The sequence below is a fragment of the Oceanisphaera litoralis genome (genome assembly GCF_016907015.1).
GTDB lineage: Bacteria > Pseudomonadota > Gammaproteobacteria > Enterobacterales > Aeromonadaceae > Oceanimonas > Oceanimonas litoralis.
Map to the genome: position 1 here is coordinate 41,560 of NZ_JAFBBE010000011.1, position 18,064 is coordinate 59,623.

15 protein-coding genes are annotated in these 18,064 nt (G+C 59.5%); 6 read left to right on the forward strand and 9 right to left on the reverse strand.

What is annotated here, in order from left to right:
• Positions 1–273 precede the first annotated feature (273 nt).
• Entirely contained in the window at positions 274–2,163 is a 1,890-nt protein-coding gene (locus HNR62_RS08480; RefSeq protein ID WP_204795655.1) for an SLC13 family permease, read from the forward strand.
• 31 nt (positions 2,164–2,194) lie between these two features.
• On the forward strand, positions 2,195–2,473 hold the full coding sequence (locus HNR62_RS08485; RefSeq protein ID WP_204795656.1) for a DUF3081 domain-containing protein: 279 nt from the start codon (positions 2,195–2,197) through the stop codon (positions 2,471–2,473).
• Between the two features lie 86 nt (positions 2,474–2,559).
• Here HNR62_RS08485 and dbpA read toward each other — a convergent pair whose 3' ends face one another.
• The 4 genes from dbpA to cspD form a co-directional block, all read right to left on the reverse strand.
• Positions 2,560–3,939: an ATP-dependent RNA helicase DbpA gene (gene dbpA, locus HNR62_RS08490; protein ID WP_204795657.1), complete on the reverse strand. Its 1,380-nt coding sequence runs from the start codon at positions 3,937–3,939 to the stop codon at positions 2,560–2,562.
• A 168-nt stretch (positions 3,940–4,107) separates the two neighbouring features.
• Positions 4,108–5,139, reverse strand: a complete 1,032-nt coding sequence (gene dapD, locus HNR62_RS08495) for a 2,3,4,5-tetrahydropyridine-2,6-dicarboxylate N-succinyltransferase (RefSeq protein WP_204795658.1) — start codon at positions 5,137–5,139, stop codon at positions 4,108–4,110.
• 217 nt (positions 5,140–5,356) lie between these two features.
• On the reverse strand, positions 5,357–7,987 hold the full coding sequence (gene glnD, locus HNR62_RS08500; RefSeq protein WP_204795659.1) for a bifunctional uridylyltransferase/uridylyl-removing protein GlnD: 2,631 nt from the start codon (positions 7,985–7,987) through the stop codon (positions 5,357–5,359).
• 172 nt (positions 7,988–8,159) lie between these two features.
• Positions 8,160–8,375, reverse strand: coding sequence for a cold shock domain-containing protein CspD (gene cspD / locus HNR62_RS08505; protein ID WP_104484827.1), 216 nt, complete (start codon positions 8,373–8,375; stop codon positions 8,160–8,162).
• A 381-nt stretch (positions 8,376–8,756) separates the two neighbouring features.
• Here cspD and clpS point away from each other — a divergent pair, with 381 nt between their 5' ends.
• Both clpS and clpA read left to right on the forward strand, forming a co-directional pair.
• A complete protein-coding gene (gene clpS, locus HNR62_RS08510) occupies positions 8,757–9,074 on the forward strand; it encodes an ATP-dependent Clp protease adapter ClpS (protein ID WP_204795660.1) in 318 nt (105 codons plus the stop codon).
• 49 nt (positions 9,075–9,123) lie between these two features.
• Complete coding sequence (gene clpA / locus HNR62_RS08515) at positions 9,124–11,379, forward strand: ATP-dependent Clp protease ATP-binding subunit ClpA (protein WP_204795661.1); 2,256 nt, start codon at positions 9,124–9,126, stop codon at positions 11,377–11,379.
• A 181-nt stretch (positions 11,380–11,560) separates the two neighbouring features.
• On the opposite strand, the gene infA is transcribed toward clpA, so the two are convergent.
• The 4 genes from infA to HNR62_RS08535 all read right to left on the reverse strand — a co-directional run bounded on the left by infA (position 11,561) and on the right by HNR62_RS08535 (position 13,442).
• Positions 11,561–11,779, reverse strand: coding sequence for a translation initiation factor IF-1 (gene infA, locus HNR62_RS08520; protein WP_007419779.1), 219 nt, complete (start codon positions 11,777–11,779; stop codon positions 11,561–11,563).
• Between the two features lie 76 nt (positions 11,780–11,855).
• Positions 11,856–12,560, reverse strand: coding sequence for an arginyltransferase (locus HNR62_RS08525; RefSeq protein WP_204795662.1), 705 nt, complete (start codon positions 12,558–12,560; stop codon positions 11,856–11,858).
• Positions 12,557–13,255 carry a leucyl/phenylalanyl-tRNA--protein transferase gene (gene aat / locus HNR62_RS08530; RefSeq protein WP_204795663.1) on the reverse strand — a complete coding sequence of 233 codons (699 nt, stop codon included), beginning with the start codon at positions 13,253–13,255 and terminating at the stop codon, positions 12,557–12,559. Before aat ends, HNR62_RS08525 begins: the two co-directional genes overlap by 4 nt.
• Before the next feature lie 13 nt (positions 13,256–13,268).
• A complete protein-coding gene (locus tag HNR62_RS08535) occupies positions 13,269–13,442 on the reverse strand; it encodes a CopG family transcriptional regulator (RefSeq protein ID WP_204795664.1) in 174 nt (57 codons plus the stop codon).
• Positions 13,443–13,554: 112 nt separating this feature from the next.
• On the opposite strand from HNR62_RS08535, the gene dauA reads away from it, so the two are divergent.
• A complete protein-coding gene (dauA, locus tag HNR62_RS08540; protein WP_204795665.1) occupies positions 13,555–15,297 on the forward strand; it encodes a C4-dicarboxylic acid transporter DauA in 1,743 nt (580 codons plus the stop codon).
• Positions 15,298–15,351: 54 nt separating this feature from the next.
• Here dauA and HNR62_RS08545 read toward each other — a convergent pair whose 3' ends face one another.
• A complete protein-coding gene (locus HNR62_RS08545) occupies positions 15,352–16,209 on the reverse strand; it encodes a LysR substrate-binding domain-containing protein (RefSeq protein ID WP_204795666.1) in 858 nt (285 codons plus the stop codon).
• Between the two features lie 143 nt (positions 16,210–16,352).
• Here HNR62_RS08545 and HNR62_RS08550 point away from each other — a divergent pair, with 143 nt between their 5' ends.
• Positions 16,353–17,858, forward strand: a complete 1,506-nt coding sequence (locus HNR62_RS08550) for a sigma-54 interaction domain-containing protein (RefSeq protein WP_204795667.1) — start codon at positions 16,353–16,355, stop codon at positions 17,856–17,858.
• Positions 17,859–18,064 lie beyond the last annotated feature (206 nt).

Below are 18,064 nucleotides of genomic sequence, written 5' to 3' on the forward strand. Positions count from 1 at the left end.
TCGCAAAAAAACCGATCTTAGCCTGACCGGGCCATAAAGACCACAATTGTTAACGCATGGCCTCGGCGCCTTATTATGGGGTTAAGCGTTTAAATTCAATTAATTATGGAGTGTTTTTCGCAATTACCTGTTGCAAGGGCAGATAGAAATACTGCTACACTCGTGAAGCTGAGCGGCCGCGTTAACCGGTGAAGATAATGCGTGATTCTGGCTGGGCAAAGGGACCTTATTCCAGGCAACTACTCCCGGCCATGATCAGGAGCCAAAAATAGCATGACCTCATCACAAATCACCATTCTTGTTATTCTGGTTGCCACAGTACTGATGTTTCTGTGGGGCCGCTGGCGTCACGACATGGTGGCGGCGGGCGCCTTGCTGTCTTGTGTCTTGACCGGCCTGGTGCCGGCCGACGCCGCCTTCGAGGGATTGAGTCATCCGGCGGTGATCACCGTGGCCTGCGTGCTGGTACTGAGCAAGGGGCTGCAAAGCTCAGGTGCCGTCGACGTACTGACCCGGCTGCTGCTGCCCTCCCAGGCCGGACCGACCCTGTCCATTGCCGCCCTCACCGGGCTTGGTGCCATACTGTCTGCCTTCATGAACAACGTCGGCGCCCTGGCCCTGTTGATGCCGGTGGCAATTCAGATGGCCCGACGCCAGCAATTGCCGCCCGGCAAGGTGCTGATGCCATTGGCCTTCGGCACCATACTGGGCGGTATGACCACACTGATTGGTACCCCGCCCAACCTGATTGTCTCCGGCTTTCGTCAGGCCAGCGGAGAGGGGGTATTCGGCATGTTCGATTACACCCCGGTCGGGCTGGCGGTGGCGGCGCTGGGGGTGGGCTTCGTGGCGCTGATTGGCTGGCGCATAGTGCCGGAACGCAAGCAGTCGGGCGTCGAGGGTTTCGATTCCGGCGCCTATATCACGGAGGCGCGGGTGCCGGCCGGCTGCAAGGCCGAAGGCATGACCCTGAGAGAGATAGAGCAGGCGCTGGTGGAAGCCGACGCTCAGGTGCTGGGGCTGGTACGCAACGAGGTGCGGGTGGCGCCGCCCAGCCCGCGCCGCCGAACCCGGGCCGGCGATATTCTGATGCTGGAGGCGGAAGCGGAAACCCTGTCTCATGCCCTGTCCAGCCTGGGTCTTAAACTGGAAGAAGCCAAGGCGACCCGAGAAGAAAAAGAGAAAGAAAAAGAGAAAGAAAAAGAGAAAACCAACGAAAAGGGCAGTGCCGAGGCCCAGGCCACTCCGGTTGCTGCCACGCCTGATGAAGCAGGCAGCGCCGAGGGCAGCGGTTCGGATACCTCGGATGAAGTGGTGCTGACGGAGCTGGTGATACTGCCAAGCTCCGAACTGCTGGGGCGCACGGCAAGAGGCATTCAGCTGCGTACCCGCTATGGTGTCAACCTGCTGGCGGTATCACGTCAGGGGCAGCGCTCGGTCAAGCGACTGCGGGCGCTGGCTTTCAGAGCCGGTGACTTGCTGATGATGCAGGGCGGGCCCGAGGCGATCGCCGAATTTGCCTCCAGCACCGGCTGTGTGCCTCTGGCCGAGCGTGACTTGCGTATTCCCGATAAACGCAAGGCCCTGATGGCGACCGGCATCATGGCGGCGTCGATCGCCGCCGCTGCCCTTGGGCTACTGCCGGCGGCGGTGGCCTTTGCCGCCGGGGTGCTGGCGTCCATGGTGCTGCGCACCGTGCCGCCTCGTTCGGTTTATACCGCCGTCGACTGGCCTGTGGTGGTGTTGCTGGGTGCGCTGATCCCGGTAGCCGAGGCGATGGAGTCCACCGGTACCGCCCAGCTGATTGCCAATCTGTTGTTGAACGGGGTGGCCCAGGGGCATGCCATCGTCGCCCTGCTGTTGATCCTGGTGGTGACCATGACCTTGTCGGATTTGATGAATAACGCGGCGACGGCGGCGGTGATGTGCCCCATTGCCATCGGTACCGCCACCCAGTTGGGCGTGAGCATGGATCCCTTCCTGATGGCGGTGGCCATCGGTGGCTCCTGCGCCTTTCTTACCCCGATTGGGCATCAGAATAATACCCTGATCCTGGGGCCGGGGGGCTTTCGCTTCGGCGACTACTGGCGTCTGGGGCTGCCATTGGAGCTGTTGGTGGTTGTGATCAGTATCCCCATGTTACTGTGGGTATGGCCGTTGTAAACGGGACAGAATGGATACGGAAGGAGGTAACATGCAGAATGAATTGAATAACAAAATCGTGCTGGAGGTCTTCGACAAGATTCAGCGTTTTGGTGAACCCCATGAAGATGGGCATATGCTGGACGGCATAGTGGCGAGCAGCGACTTTGACGGTTACAGCGTGGTCTTGTCCGGCAGCGGCGTCACCTTGCAGTTGAACTTCCACCAGAGTTATCACTTCGACTATGCCAGTGATACGCTCAAGGACCAGTTCATGGCGAAAGTCGATTATATTCATCGCCATTACAACGAGCGTCAGCAAGGCAACTGAATTTTGCTATCGCTTCAGTGACGAGACCGAGAGGCAAAAATTCAACCCGATCACCATAAGGGACGATCGGGTCGAATCGCGTCGTCCTAGCCTACCAGGCGTGCCCTGACGGTGCGGCCCTTGATCTTACCCTGCTGCAGGTGCTTCAGCGCCTGTTTGGCCACATCTCTGTGTACCGCCACATAAGACTGCATCTCCGAGATATCAATCTTGCCCACCTGAGCACCGGCAATGCCGGCCTCACCGGTGAGGGCGCCCAGAATATCACCGGCGCGAATCTTGCTTTTGCGACCACCGGCAATATTGAGGGTAACCATCTCCGGCTGCAGCGGCGCCGTGTTGTCGTTCAGCTCGGCCAGGGATCCCTGCACGATGGGCGCCTGCTGATATTGCTCGATCATGTTGACCCGATAGGCTTCCTGCGGGCTGTACAGGCTCAGCGCCAGACCCTGCTGGCCGGCACGACCGGTGCGGCCGACACGGTGCACGTGCACTTCCGGATCCTGGGTGATGTCGTAGTTGATCACCGCCGCCAGCTCCTTGATATCCAGGCCGCGGGCCGCCACATCGGTGGCCACCAGAATGTTGGCGCTGCCGTTGGCGAAGCGGATCAGCACCTGATCCCGCTCGCGCTGCTCCAGATCACCGTTCAGCGCCAGGGCGGAAAAGCCCAGGGTGGTCAGGTGGTCGGCTACTTCCTGACAGGCACGCTTGGTGTTGCAGAAGACCACCGCCGAGCGCGGTGCATAGTGGGCCAGCAGGGTGGCCAACGCCTGTTTGCGCAAATTGGGTACCACTTCGAACAGCAGCTGGACTATGGTGTCTGCCCGCTGTTCATCGGCTACCGATACCCGCTCCGGCTGCTGTTGCAGGCCTCGGCTCAGTTCGGCGATGCCCTCGGGGTAGGTGGCCGAAAACAGCAGGGTCTGGCGTGTTTTGGGTGCAAAGGCGACCACCCGCTCGATGTCGTCGACAAAGCCCATGTCCAGCATGCGATCCGCTTCGTCCAGTACCAGGGTGTTGAGATCGTCCAGCACCAGGCTGCCCTGTTCCAGGTGCTTGAGTATGCGCCCCGGAGTGCCTACGACTATGTGGGCGCCGAACTCGAGTGAGGCGGTTTGCGCCGCAGTCGGAGAGCCACCGCAGAGCGCGACCAGCTTGACGTTGGCCATGGCCCGGGCCAGACGACGCAGCTCGCGGGCGACCTGATCGGCCAGCTCGCGGGTGGGGCAGAGCACCATGGTCTGTACGCCCATATGATTGACGTCGAGCCGGGCCAGCAGTGCCAGGCCGAAGGCGACGGTTTTACCGCTGCCGGTGCTGGCCTGGGCAATCACGTCTTTGCCTTCCAGCATCAGCGGCAGGCTCTGGGCCTGAATCGGGGTCATCCGGGTGTATTCCAGGCTGGTCAGGTTGGCGATCAGCGACGGGGCCAGGGGCAGGGTTGAAAATTCGGTGTTGGTCACGGGGAAGCTCTTGATATCAGATAAATAGGGGCGCACCAGGGTCTGTTGACCTTAAGACGGGGCCGCATCATAGCAGAAAAGCGACGGGGGTGGTGTTTTTTGGCCATTAGTTAAACAAAAAGCCCTCGCATGCGAGGGCTTCATAGTCTTCCGATCTTGCTTGGCGGCTTAGTTGTGCTTGTGCAGCTCGGCATTCAGCTCGACGGCAGACTGGTTGGTTTTCACCTCGATGCGGCCGGTCTGGGAGTTGCGACGGAACAGCAGGTCGGATTTGCCTGCCAAATCGGCGGCTTTAACCGTTCGCACTTCCTGGTTCTTGTCATCCAGCACGGTCACCTTGGCACCGGCGGTGATGTAGAGGCCGGATTCGATGGTGCAGCGGTCGCCCAGCGGGATGCCCAGACCGGCGTTGGCGCCCAGCAGGCTGCCTTCGCCCACGGAGATGACGATGTTACCGCCACCGGACAGGGTCCCCATGGTGGAGCAGCCGCCACCCAGATCGGAACCGTTGCCGACCACCACACCGGCAGAGATGCGGCCTTCCACCATGCTGACGCCCAGAGTACCGGCATTGAAGTTGATGAAGCCTTCGTGCATGACGGTGGTACCTTCGCCCACGTGCGCACCCAGACGGATGCGGGACGCATCACCGATACGTACGCCGGCCGGTACCACGTAGTCGGTCATTTTCGGGAACTTGTCGACCGAGTTGACACTGATGGTACGACCCTGCGCCCGCGCCGCCAGCTGGCGTTGGGCCAGTTCGTCGACGGCGATGGCGCCTTCGGAAGTCCAGGCCACGTTGGGCAGCAGGCCGAACATACCGGACAAGTCCAGACCGTGCGGCTTGACCAGACGGTGGGACAGCAGCGCCAGCTTCAGGTAAACCTCGGCGGTGCTGGCGGGGGCGGCGTCGGTGTCCAGAATGGTCATCACCAGTGGCTGTTGGGTGCCTGCCAGAACCTTGACGATCTCGGCCTGCTCTTGAGCGTCTACAGACAGAAACGCCGCTTCCAGTTCGTTCAGCTGTGCGGCGCCGATTTCGATGGCGGCGTTGCCGCCCTGGTAACCGATCTTCGCAGCCACTGCGTTAACCAGTGCCTCATCGGCGTTCAGCAGCGGCAGGTTGTAGTAAACCTCCAGCCATTCACCCTTGGCGGACTTGGTGCCCACACCCAGACCGAAAGCAAAGTTTGCCATTTTGGTAACTCCGTTAATTTGGTTTGAATTCCTAATCGGCCGGCGCGCACATAGCGGCCAGCCGGATGTTAATCAGTTGCAGGCCGAGCCTTGCTGTGTTGAACAGATCAGTGGCGAATGGTGTCGCGCCGCTCAAAAGCGGCTTCGAGAATGGCTTGCGGTGCAAACATCTAAAACGACTTCCCTGTTTCTTGATTCATTTCTGGTGCATCTTTTATCATATTTTGCCGCCCTGGTTGAGCTCCTCGACCACTTTTTCTCGCAATAAGGCTTGTTCTTGCTCATTAAGCGGTCGATCTTCGCCGTTGGTCAGGCTGAAAAAGTCTTCTACCCGCTCGCCGATGGTGGTGATTTTGGCGGCGTGCAGGTTCAGCCCCAGTCGACTGAATACGGAGCCGATACGGGCCAGCAGGCCGGGGGTGTCGAGTGCCACCAGCTCCATCAGGGTGCGTTTGGTCAGCCGCTGGGGCTGCAGAAAGTTCACCTGGGTGGTGACGGTAAATTCCCGATGTCGTCGTGACGGCGGACGAATGCGCACCCGGGGCGGCGTTGGTATCAGCAGTACCTCGCTCAGGTTGTAGCACAGGTCGGCCAGCCGATCGCCACTCACCGGCTGGCCGTCGGGCTCGAGCACGATGAAGGTATCCAGGGCATAGCCGTCTTTCGAGGTCATGATCTGGGCATCGTGGATGTTGAGGTTTTTCTGATCCAGCGCCGCCGCCACCCGGCCGAACAGGTTGGGGGAGTCGGGATGGTAGATAAACAGCTCGCTGCCGCCCCGGCCCGGTTGCTGGCTGATTTGTACCAGAGGCCGCGGGCTGTCGGCATGGGCCAGAATATGGCGGCTGTGCCAGGCGATTTGCTCCGGGGTATGACGCAGAAAGTAATCGGCGGTAAAGCGGGCCCACAGGGGCTTGATCTGCTCGACCGGGGTATCCAGCTGTGCCAGGATCTGCCGGGCCTGGCGCTGGTTTTCGCGGATACGCAGGCGCAAGTCCGGCGGGTTTTCCAGGCCCCGGCGCAGCGCCTTCTGGGTGGCGAAGTAGAGCTCGCGCAGCAGGGTGCCTTTCCAGTCGTTCCACAGGTGATCATTGGTGGCACAGATATCGGCCACCGTCAGACTATAGAGAAAGTCCAGGCGCAACTCATCTCTGACCAGCCCGGCGAACTCGCCGATCACCTCCGGATCGTAGATGTCACGGCGTTGGGCGGTGACCGACATCAGCAGATGATGTCGCACCAGCCAGGACACCAGGCGGGCGTCGGATTTGTCGAGATCGTGCTGCAGGCAGAACGCCAGGGCGTCTTCTGCCCCCAGTTCGGAGTGATCGCCACCCCGGCCCTTGGCGATATCGTGAAACAGGGCGGCGAGGTTAAGCAGTTCGGGCTTGCGCAGACGGCCGCAGATTTCAAAACACAGCGGATGACTGCGTTTGGCGGCAGGTTTGCGAAACCGATAGATGTTTTTAAGCAGCCGGTGCGTGTGCTCGTCGACCGGATAGGCATGAAACATGTCGAACTGCATCTGGCCGACAATTTTGCTCCACTGGGGAAAATAGGCGGCGAGCATGCCGTAGCGGTGCATCAGGGTCAGCGCCAGACCACCGGCTCGTGGATGGCGCATCAGCATCATGAACAGCCGTCGGCAGTCGGCCCGCTCGCACAGAAAACCGGTCAGGCGGCGGCGCGCATCCCGCAACTGGCGCAGTGTGGTGGAATAAATGCCGGTGATCTCGGGATGAGCGGCAATCTGATAGAAGAGCCGCAAGATGGCGGCGGGCTCTTCTCTGAACAGCGCGGGATTGATGACGTCGATCAGGCGCCCACGCAGGCGAAACTCGGGGGTGAGCATCTTCACGTCCATGGCGATGTGGCCGAGAATGGCTTCGTCGAACAACTGCAGCAGCATTTCGTTAAGCTCGGCCACCCGCCGCACCGTCTGATAGAAGCGCTTCATCATCTGCTCTATCGGCTCGTTGCCCTCGCCGGCAAAGCCCAGTGCCGTGGCCACCGCCCGCTGACGGTCGAACAGCAAACGGTTATCGGGGCGATGAATGGCCATGTGCAGGGCAAAACGCAGCTTCCACAAAAAATTCTGGCAGTCGAGCAGCTCATGGTACTCGGCCCGGGTCAGAAAGCCGTGGCTGACCATTTCGCTCAGGGTGGCGGCGCCGAAGTGGCGACGGGCGACCCAGCTGATGGTCTGGATATCGCGCAGGCCGCCGGGGCTGCTCTTGATGTCCGGCTCCAGCTTGTAGCTGGTGTCCTGAAACTGGCGGTGGCGATCTTCCTGCTCCTCCCGCTTGGCCTCGAAAAAGGCCTGGCTGGGCCAGAATTTATCGGGCTGGGTAGCCTGGGTGAGGGCGGCAAAGGTGTCGTAGCAGCCGGTGATCAGCCGGGCTTCGATCAGGTTGGTGGCAATGGTGATGTCTTTTTTGCCTTGCCGGATGCATTCCGCCACCGAGCGCACGCTGTGGCCGACTTCCAGACGCAGATCCCACAGCAGGGTGATAAAGCTGCCGATACGGTCGTTCAGGGTCGGCTCCGGGGTGCCATTGCACAATATCAGCAGGTCGATATCCGAATAGGGGTGCAGTTCGCCCCGGCCGTAACCGCCCACCGCCACCAGCGCCAGTTGCGGATCCTTGTCCAGGCCATGGCGCTGCCACAGCCCGGTCAGCAGCTGATCCATATGCTGGGAGCGGGTGACCACCAGTTCCATGATGTCGTCGCCGGCGTTGAAGCGTTGTTCCAGCCAGTCTTGCAGGCGAGCCAGTATTTCTTTGCACTTGGGCAGGGTCAGTTCTGTGGGGGCGAGCAGGGCCGGAGCGAGCAGGCTGGCGTCCATGAGGTGGCGATATCCTTGCAGTCGGAAGTAACGACTACGTTAGCAAAGTCGGCTCCGGCGGGAAAGGAGATCCCTTCGTTTGCCGCGGTGCGGCCCCGTCGGTTGCTGCCGGTATTGCAGACACAATAAAGGCGCCGAAGCGCCTTGATGTATGGATATCGTGTATCCGTGCTTAATTATTATCTGCCGCAGGTACTATACTTATTGCATGGTTACCTTTGGGTCCTTCTTGTATCTTATATTGTACTAACTGGCCCGCTTTCAGGGTTCTGTATCCGTCCATCTGGATGGTGGAAAAATGTGCGAACACATCATCGCCGCCTTCCTGTGGGCAGATAAAGCCAAATCCCTTAGCATTATTAAACCACTTAACCGTACCGGTCGTCATACATCTGCATCCTTTTGCTCAAACATCCAAAACAACATTGAGTAACTGGCACAGTTGCCAATATTTACGACAGGTTAACCCCGCCGGATGCGGCGACCCGAATGATAAGCGCCATACGACACTTGATTCAATGGTCACCAATCAACCACTCTAGCCAAACAGGGGGGTGAGTCAAGCGTTTGTTTGTTATCGTATTCCGCCACAGGCAAGACGGTTGACAGTGCCAGCGTAAGCGGTAGTGTGGAGGAAAGACTAGCTGACGCGTTCCTGATATCCTGATAAAAAGAGTCAGTCCCTGGCTTGATAGCGACGCCCGGCAGCGGCACCCAATCCGGTGCGACTGCTGTAGCGAGATCCGGAACCGTGATTTAGAGTAACTATATGGGCAGGAGAACACAGCAGGCAGAGGGTGATCAGTTAAAAGAGGTGGAAGAAACTGCGCTGCAGCCCCCTCCTATGTACAAGGTCATCCTGAACAATGACGATTACACCCCCATGGATTTTGTGGTGGAAGTACTGCAAAAATTCTTTGTTATGGACCTGGATAAGGCCACGCAGGTGATGATGGCGGTTCATTATCAGGGGAAAGGAGTCTGTGGCCTGTTTACCGCAGAGATTGCAGAAACCAAGGTAGCGCAAGTGAACAAGTTTGCCCGTATGCATGAACATCCGCTGTTGTGCACCATGGAGCAGGAATGAGTCAGTACCCGCCGCAACGGGACACCGCAGTTTTTTAGGGGAGGTGCCTATGTTGAACAAAGACCTTGAGAGCACATTGAACGACGCTTTCAACGAAGCGCGCCGTGCTCGCCACGAGTTTATGACGGTGGAGCACCTGTTACTCGCGCTGTTGGACAACCCGTCTGCCAAAGAGGCCCTGATGGCCTGTGGGGCAGATCTCGAACAGCTACGCCGTGAAACCCACCTGTTTATCGAGCAGACCACACCGCTGATACCGGCGGGGGACGATGAGGTAGAAACCCAACCCACCCTCGGCTTTCAGCGTGTGCTGCAGCGGGCGGTCTTTCATGTTCAATCTTCCGGCAACGCCGAGGTCACCGGTGCCAATGTACTGGTCGCCATCTTCAGCGAGCAGGAGTCTCAGGCCGCCTACCTGCTGAAAAAGATTCACATCAGCCGGCTGGATGTGGTCAATTTCCTGTCCCATGGCGTGCGTAAAGACGGCCGGCAGGAAGAGGCCCCCCCCGCCCAGATGGAAGAAAACACCGACGAGGCGGCCAGCAGCCAGACCGAAGGCTTTATCATCAACCTCAATCAGTGGGTGAAGGAAGGCCGTATCGATCCGCTGATCGGCCGGGAGCATGAAGTCAACCGTGCCATCCAGGTACTGTGCCGCCGGCGCAAGAACAACCCGCTGCTGGTGGGGGAGGCCGGGGTAGGTAAAACGGCCATCGCCGAAGGTCTGGCCTATCGCATCGTGCATGGGGATGTGCCGGACATTATCGCCGACAGCACCATCTACTCGCTGGACATGGGCTCGCTGCTGGCGGGTACCAAGTATCGCGGTGATTTCGAGAAGCGCTTCAAGGCATTGCTCAAACAGTTCGAGAAGCAGAAAGGCGCCATCCTGTTTATCGATGAAATCCACACCATCATCGGTGCCGGCGCCGCCTCGGGTGGCCAGCTTGATGCGGCCAACCTGCTGAAACCCATGTTGTCGAGCGGTCAGATCCGCTGTGTGGGTTCCACCACCTATCAGGAGTACAGCCAGATTTTCGAAAAAGACCGGGCCCTGGCGCGGCGCTTCCAGAAAATCGACATCCTGGAACCCTCGGTGGAAGACACCACCAAGATACTGCTGGGGCTGAAGAGCCGCTACGAGTCACATCATGATGTGCGCTACACCAGCAAGGCCATTCGGGCGGCGGCCGAACTGTCTGCCAAGTACATCAACGACCGCCATCTGCCCGACAAGGCGATCGACGTCATCGACGAGGCGGGCGCGAAAATCCGCATGATGCCGCCCTCCAAGCGCAAGAAGACCATAGGAGTGGGCGACATCGAGGCCATCGTGGCCAAGATTGCCCGTATTCCCGAGAAATCGGTGTCCAGCTCCGACAAGGAAGCGCTGAAGAATCTGGAACCCAAGCTCAAGATGGTGGTCTTTGGCCAGGACAAGGCGATAGAGGTATTGACCGACTCCATCCGGCTCAGTCGTTCCGGCCTGGGCAACGAGAAGCGGCCCATCGGCTCCTTCCTGTTTGCCGGCCCGACCGGGGTGGGCAAGACCGAGGTGACCCAGCAGCTGGCGCGGGTGCTCGGTATCGAGCTGGTTCGCTTCGACATGTCCGAATACATGGAGTCCCATACGGTGTCGCGTCTCATCGGGGCCCCGCCGGGCTATGTGGGCTTCGATCAGGGTGGTTTGCTCACCGATGCGGTGATCAAGCATCCCCATGCGGTGGTGCTGCTCGATGAAATCGAGAAGGCGCACCAGGACGTGTTCAACCTGTTGCTGCAGGTAATGGACAACGGTACCCTGACCGACAACAACGGCCGCAAGGCGGACTTCCGCAACGTGATACTGGTGATGACCACCAACGCCGGGGTGCAGGAGACGATACGCAAGTCCATCGGTTTCCAGCAGCAGGATCACAGCCATGATGCCATGACCGAAATCAACCGGACCTTCGCACCCGAGTTCCGTAACCGGCTCGATCATATCATCTGGTTCAACCACCTGAATATGGAAGTGATTCACCGGGTGGTGGACAAGTTTATCGTCGAGCTGCAGGCGCAGCTGGATGCCAAGGGCGTATCGATGGAGGTCAGCGAGTCCGCTCGTCACTGGCTGGCAGAAAAAGGCTACGACAAGTCGATGGGCGCACGTCCCATGGGGCGGGTGATTCAGGAAAAGCTGAAAAAGCCGCTGGCCAACGAGTTGCTGTTCGGCGAACTGGTCGGTGGCGGCTCGGTCAAAGTCACGCTAGAGGACGACAAACTGCATTTTGACTATCAGTCGGAAGCCTCTCTGGCCCATTGAGTTCAGGCCCGGGGCATAGCACCATAATGAGTACTACAATGCCCGGCACCATGATGGTGCCGGGCATTTTTTATCCAAGAGGTGCATGCCTGGAGAAACCGGGGGCGAAAAAAATCACCCAAAGACACAGCGATGGGGAACAGACGCCACCATGTAACATTCGGAGTGACTGGCGAACGGATTAGCGAGCGCGGAAGACGATGCGTCCTTTTGACAGATCGTAAGGAGTCAGTTGGACGGTGACCTTGTCACCGGTAAGGATACGGATGTAGTTCTTGCGCATCTTGCCGGAGATATGAGCGGTGACTACGTGGCCATTTTCCAGCTCAACGCGAAACATGGTGTTCGGCAGGGTGTCCAGAATGGTCCCTTGCATTTCAATACTGTCTTCTTTAGCCATTGAGTCCTCTTGTTAACGCAGGCAATAAAAACGGCATCGATCATGCCGGATTTCGCCTCGAGTGTAAAGTTTCCGCTCAGTCTTTCATCGCCTGCCAGTGTCCGGCCACGAGTCGCTGATGAGGGCGGAAGTGTCGTTTGTAGTTCATTTTCTTACAGCCATCGACCTGGTACCCCAGATAAACCCAGCTCTTGTTCAATCTGGCAGCCAGTTGCAACTGGCTCAGAATGGCGAAAGATCCCAGAGATCTGTGCTCCATGTCGGGGTCGTAAAAAGTATACATGGCACTGAGCGCCTGGCCGAGCAGGTCGGTAACCGCCACCGCCACCAGCTGTTGATCCAGCCAGACTTCCATGAATACCGGCGGTAGCCAGTCACAGAGCAGAAAGCCGTCATACTGCTGGCGACTGGCGGGATACATGGCCCCATCCTGGTGCCGTTCGTTGATATAACGCCGATACAGCCGAAAATACTCCGGCTTTTCCTGCTCACTCAGGCTGATGCTCAGATCCCGGTTCTGGCGGATGATACGTTTCTGGCTGCGGCTGGGCGCGAAGTGGACGACGTCGATGCGCAGCGACTCGCAGGCACGACACAGCTGGCAATGCGGGCGATAAATATCCGATCCGCTACGGCGAAAGCCCGCACTGAGCAATTGTTCGTACCCTTCCAGGCACAACAATTCCCTGTCGAGCAGGACCAGCAGCTGTTCCTGCCGCTCGGGCAGGTAACTGCAGGGGTGTTTGGGCGTCAGCCCCACCTTGAGATTTACTTCCCTCATAACGTCAGCTCACCAGATTGCCAGCACCCTTGGGATAACGGCTGCTGTTGTCGTTCTTTCAGTTTATGTAAAAAGCGCGAGCGGGGCCAGCTGGTGGCCCCCAGGCTCATCAGATGCGGGGTGGGTAACTGGCAGTCTATCAGTTCGCCGCCATGGCGGTGCAGGTGCCGGCACAGGCCGAGCATGGCGAGCTTGGAGCCGTTGTCGACCCGATGAAACATCGACTCGCCACAAAACAGGGTGCCAAGGCCGATGCCGTAAAGCCCGGCCACCAGCCGTTCTCCCTGCCAGACCTCGATCGAGTGGGCGTGACCCAGCTGGTGCAGTCGGCAATAGGCCTGCTCTATGCCGGCGGTGATCCAGGTGCCTGCTTCCTGGGTTTCACGCAGCTGGCGGCAGGCGCGGATGACCTGTTCGAAGGCGGTGTTGACGGTCAGCCTGTATTGCCCGCGACGGGCAAGTCTGGCCAGGCTGCGACTGATGTGCAGTTTATCCGGTTCCAGCACAGCGCGGGGATCCGGCGACCACCACAGCAGGGGCTGACTTTGATCGTACCAGGGGAAGATCCCCATACGGTAGGCCAGCAACAGCCGTTCCGGGCTCAAGTCGCCGCCCACGGCCAGCAGACCGTTGGGTTCGATTAACGCCTGTGAGGGGTCCGGAAACCAGAGCCGGTTGTCGAGTAGGGTCAACATGGCGCGCCTTTCGTCAGTCCTGACTCGCATCGAGCCAGTCCTTGCCGGTTTTTTGCTCGATATAGTCGCGAATAAATTGACGTACCTTCTGGGAGGGGGTCACGTCTTCCTCGGCACAAAGTTGTTCGAACAGGGCCTTTTTTCTGGGATCGATCAGCAGGGTCAGGCGGGCGGTTCTTTGTTCCATAACGGCTCCGATAGTCACTAAAACATGTTAATCATATTATCATTGAATGATTCATTGATGAGCATATAATCGATTAAATAATACCAAGATTATCTGTCATCGGGAGAGAAGCATGCCGCATCGGGCCCATCTTTTTTCGTTGCGTATCGGCCATGCCCTGCGCGAAAGCTGCCTGAAGGAGCGGTACGATAGCCGGCGTTTGTTCAAGGATGTACTGGCCGGGATCACGGTGGGAATTATCGCCATTCCTCTGGCCATGGCACTGGCCATTGCCAGCGGGGTGGCCCCTCAGTATGGGCTCTATACCGCCATCATTGCCGGCTTTGTCATCGCCCTGACCGGTGGCTCCCGGCTCAGCATCTCCGGGCCCACCGCCGCCTTTGTGGTGATTCTCTATCCCATCGCCCAGCAATATGGTCTGGGTGGCCTGCTGCTGGCGACCGCTATGTCGGGGGTGATCCTGGTGGGTATGGCGCTGGTGCGACTGGGCCGTTTGATCGAGTATATTCCCGAGCCGGTCATCCTGGGATTTACCGGCGGCATAGGGGTGGTGATTGCCACCCTGCAGCTGAAGGATTTTCTTGGACTGGAACTGACCAGCCTGCCCGAGCACTATGTGGGCAAGGTAACGGCGCTGATGGCGGCCTTTCCTCATCTGCACTGGCCCAGCCTGGCCATTGCGCTGCTCACCCTGGCCATCATGCTGCTCTGGCCCCGGCTGAAAACCGGGGTGCCGGCGCATCTGCCGGCGGTGATCCTGGCCAGTGTCATCACCCTGTTGCTGAATCGCCAGGGCATGGAGATTGCCACCATCAGCAGTCAATTCAGTTACCTGTTACCGGATGGCAGCATCGGCCAGGGCATTCCGCCGGTATTGCCCGAGTGGGTCTGGCCCTGGCTGCAGCCGGGGCCAGATGGTGCTGCCTTGACGCTGAACTGGACCTTGTTGCGCGACCTGCTGCCGGCGGCCTTTGCCATCGCCATGCTGGGAGCCATAGAGTCGCTGCTGTGTGCCGTGGTGCTGGATGGCATGACCGGCAAGCGCCACAGCGCCAACAGCGAGCTGCTGGGGCAGGGTATCGGCAACATCATAGCGCCGTTTTTCGGCGGTATTACTGCGACGGCCGCCATTGCCCGCTCTGCCGCCAACGTCAAGGCCGGGGCCGAGTCGCCGGTGGCGGGCATGGTGCATGCGCTGGTGGTGCTGGTCGGGCTGGTGCTGCTGGCGCCCATGCTGGCCTACCTGCCGATGCCGGCCATGGCCGCCCTGCTGATGGTGGTGGCCTGGAACATGAGCGAGGCCCACAAGGCGGTCAAACTGCTGAACACCGCGCCTGTGGGCGATATGCTGGTGTTTTTGACCTGTTTTTCGCTCACCATACTGTTCGACATGGTGCTGGCGATTACCGTCGGCATGCTGGTGGCGGCGGTGCTGTTCGTGCGCGATATTGCCGCCATGACCCGGGTGTCGGATATTTCCTCTCATCGGCGACTGCTGGACGGCGACTTGCCGACGGGCTGGTCGGCATTCAAGATCAAGGGCCCTTTGTTTTTTGCCGCCGCCGAGCGGGTGTTCGGCGAACTGGCAGGATTATGCCGGCAACGACGGGGCGTTATCCTGTATATGGATGCGGTGTCTATTCTGGATGCCGGCGGACTGGCGGCCCTGAATCGCTTCGTGGAACAATGCCGACAGCGAAAGATTGTGGTAGTCATGGCGGATCTGCAATATCAGCCGCTCAAGACCCTGGCCAAGGCCGGGGTAAAACCCGTTCCCGGTGAGCTGGTTTTTTATCCCACACTGCAGGAAGCGGTGGAGCAGGTAGCCAGGGCACCACTGACGGCAGTCGGGTAAGCCGGCTTTGCCGGTGGTGTGCACCTTGATGACGCCAATCCGCAGCTACGCGTATCAGAGGGCATTGAGCCCGAGCTTGAGGTAGTCGAGCAGCATGCGGGAAGCGGAGGTCAGCTTGTTTGGATCGTAACTGAAGCCAATCGACATATTGCCAAGGGGCGGGCAGGGGGGATAGCTGGCCGAGGCTTCCAGCCCCTCGGGTACCGTGCTTCTGGTCAAGGCGCTGACCCCCAGCCCCGCCTTGATGGCGGCATGGATCCCCAGCAGGCTGGAGGTGCAGTATACGATGCGCCAGGGCTGGTTGGCCTGGGTCAGGGCGTTGATGATCGCCTTTCGATACAGGCAGCCCTTGGGATAGAGGATCAGCGGCAGCGGCGCCTCGGGCTCCAGTATCAGGTTATTACCGCGTACCCACACCAGCGGCTCTATGATGTAATCGGTCAACTGCGGCTGGGGCCGGTCGCTTTCTTCTATCGCCATCACCAGATCGTATTCGCCCTTGCCGTAGTCATGCAGCAGGTTGGCGCTGATGTCGCTGCTCACGTCCAGGGTGACGTTGGGGTAGGCCTGAGCAAAACGCCCTATGGTGGTGGCCAGAAACGAGACTTCGAAGTCGTTGGGGATCCCCAGCCGCACCGAGCCACTGACCTTGGGCGAACTCAATCGCGACACCACCGCATCGTTCAAGTCCAGCATTTTCTGGGCATAGCCCAGCAGCAGCTGACCTTCTTCGGTCAGCTGCAGGCCGCTGGCACGGTGAAACAGCCGGATATCAAGCAGCTCTTCCAGTCGTTTCACCTGCAGGCTGACGGCGGGCTGCGAGCGGCCCAGTCGCTCACCGGCCTGGGTAAAGCCTCCCAGCTGATTGATGGTGACGAAGGTGCGTAGCAGATCCGTGGGCAGATTCTTCATCCTGAAATCTCGACATTGTATAAGTCAATGAACACATTATTAACATTTAATTAATAAATGAAAGCCCCAATAAAGAAAAACAGACGAACTTGGTCGGGCTTTTGGCTACCATCGAGTCATTGCGTGTCACGGAGCCGACCCCCATGTCTATCTTGTTTGAATCCCAATCTGGTCATGGTCTGACCCGAGAGCTGATCGAAGTGCTGTTCCCCATGTGCGAGCAGGCCAGTGCCGGCGCCATTGCGGTCGACAAAAACGCTTGTATCAGCTGGATTAACCGTCGTTATGCCAGCCTGCTGGGGCTGGCCGATACTCACGGTGTGATAGGCCGGCCCGTGCTGAGCGTGATCCCTCACAGCCGGATGCCGGAGGTGCTGGAAAGCGGCCGGCCCCTGCTGCTCGATATCATGGAATACCGGACCCAGCAGCTGGTGGTGACCCGATTGCCGTTTTTTGATGAACAGGGGCAGGTCAGCGGTGCCGTGGCCTTTGTATTGTTCGACGACCTGCAGCCCCTGACGCCGCTGGTAAGCAAGTACCGCCGCCTGCATCAGGACTTGCTGGCCGCCAAACGGGCCCTGGCCAAAACCGGGCGGGGCACCCGTTACCATCTTGGTGATTTTATCGGTGCCAGCCCGGCGGCACTGGAAGCCAAGCGTCGGGCCCGGCTGGCGGCAGCGCGCGATATTCCGGTGCTGCTGCTGGGGGAAACCGGCACCGGCAAGGAGGTGCTGGCCCAGTCTGTTCATACCCTTTCTGCGCGGTCCGGAGGGCCCTTCGTGGGGGTGAATCTGGCGGCCATTCCCGAGAACCTGCTGGAAGCCGAATTCTTCGGGGTAGCGCCCGGGGCCTTTACCGGCGCCGACAAGCGCCTGCGCAAGGGCAAGTTTCAGCACGCCCAGGGCGGCACCCTGTTTCTGGACGAAGTGGGCGACATGCCCCTGGGCCTGCAGGCCAAGCTGCTGCGCGCCCTGCAGGAACGAGAAATAGAGCCGCTGGGCTCGAATCAGGTGGTGCCGGTGGATGTGCGGGTGATTGCCGCCACCAGCCGGGATCTGGATGCCATGATGGCCGAGGGCAGCTTTCGCTCGGATCTTTATTACCGCCTCAACGTGCTCGAAATCAAGATACCGCCATTACGGGAGCGGCGGGCCGATATCGGCATACTGTGCGAATTTCTGCTGGAAGACATCTGCAACGGCCAGGAACGCACCGAGATCACCGATGCGGCGGTGGCGCTGCTGAGCCAGCATGACTGGCCGGGCAACGTGCGCGAGTTGCACAACGTGCTGGAGCGGGCCTTTACCATGAGCGAAAGCGCGGAGGTGCTGGACACAGACATGATTCGCCGCGTATTGCCGGTGCCGGAGCGGCAGGTTGAAACGCCGCCGAACGCCGCGAGCAGGGCCCGGGACAGCTCGGACGGGGGCTGCTTGGACGGGGATAGAACGGACGGGGATAGAACGGACGGGGATAATTCGGACGGAGAAAGCCCGGACATACGCCCGCTGGCAGAGGTGCTGGCCAAGGCCGAAGCCGACGCCATTCGGGCCGCCCTGGCCCGGTGCGGGAACAATCGCAGCCAGGCCGCCCGGCTGCTGGGCATCTCCCGCTCCGTGTTTTACGACAAGCTCGCCCGATTGTCCTGAAAACCAGACACCTGTCCGGATTATCGGATGGTTCAAATGATTCCTCACTGACGCTGTCCGGTTTTTCGGTCAGTGGCCGCCATGGTTATCCTGGTTACCTATTGCAAGCCACTGTTTAACATTGCATTTACATAAGTGGCACGGCTTGTGCTCATATCTGGATGGAATATATCGCGCTCCATGGCTTCGGCAGCTGGAGCCAAAGG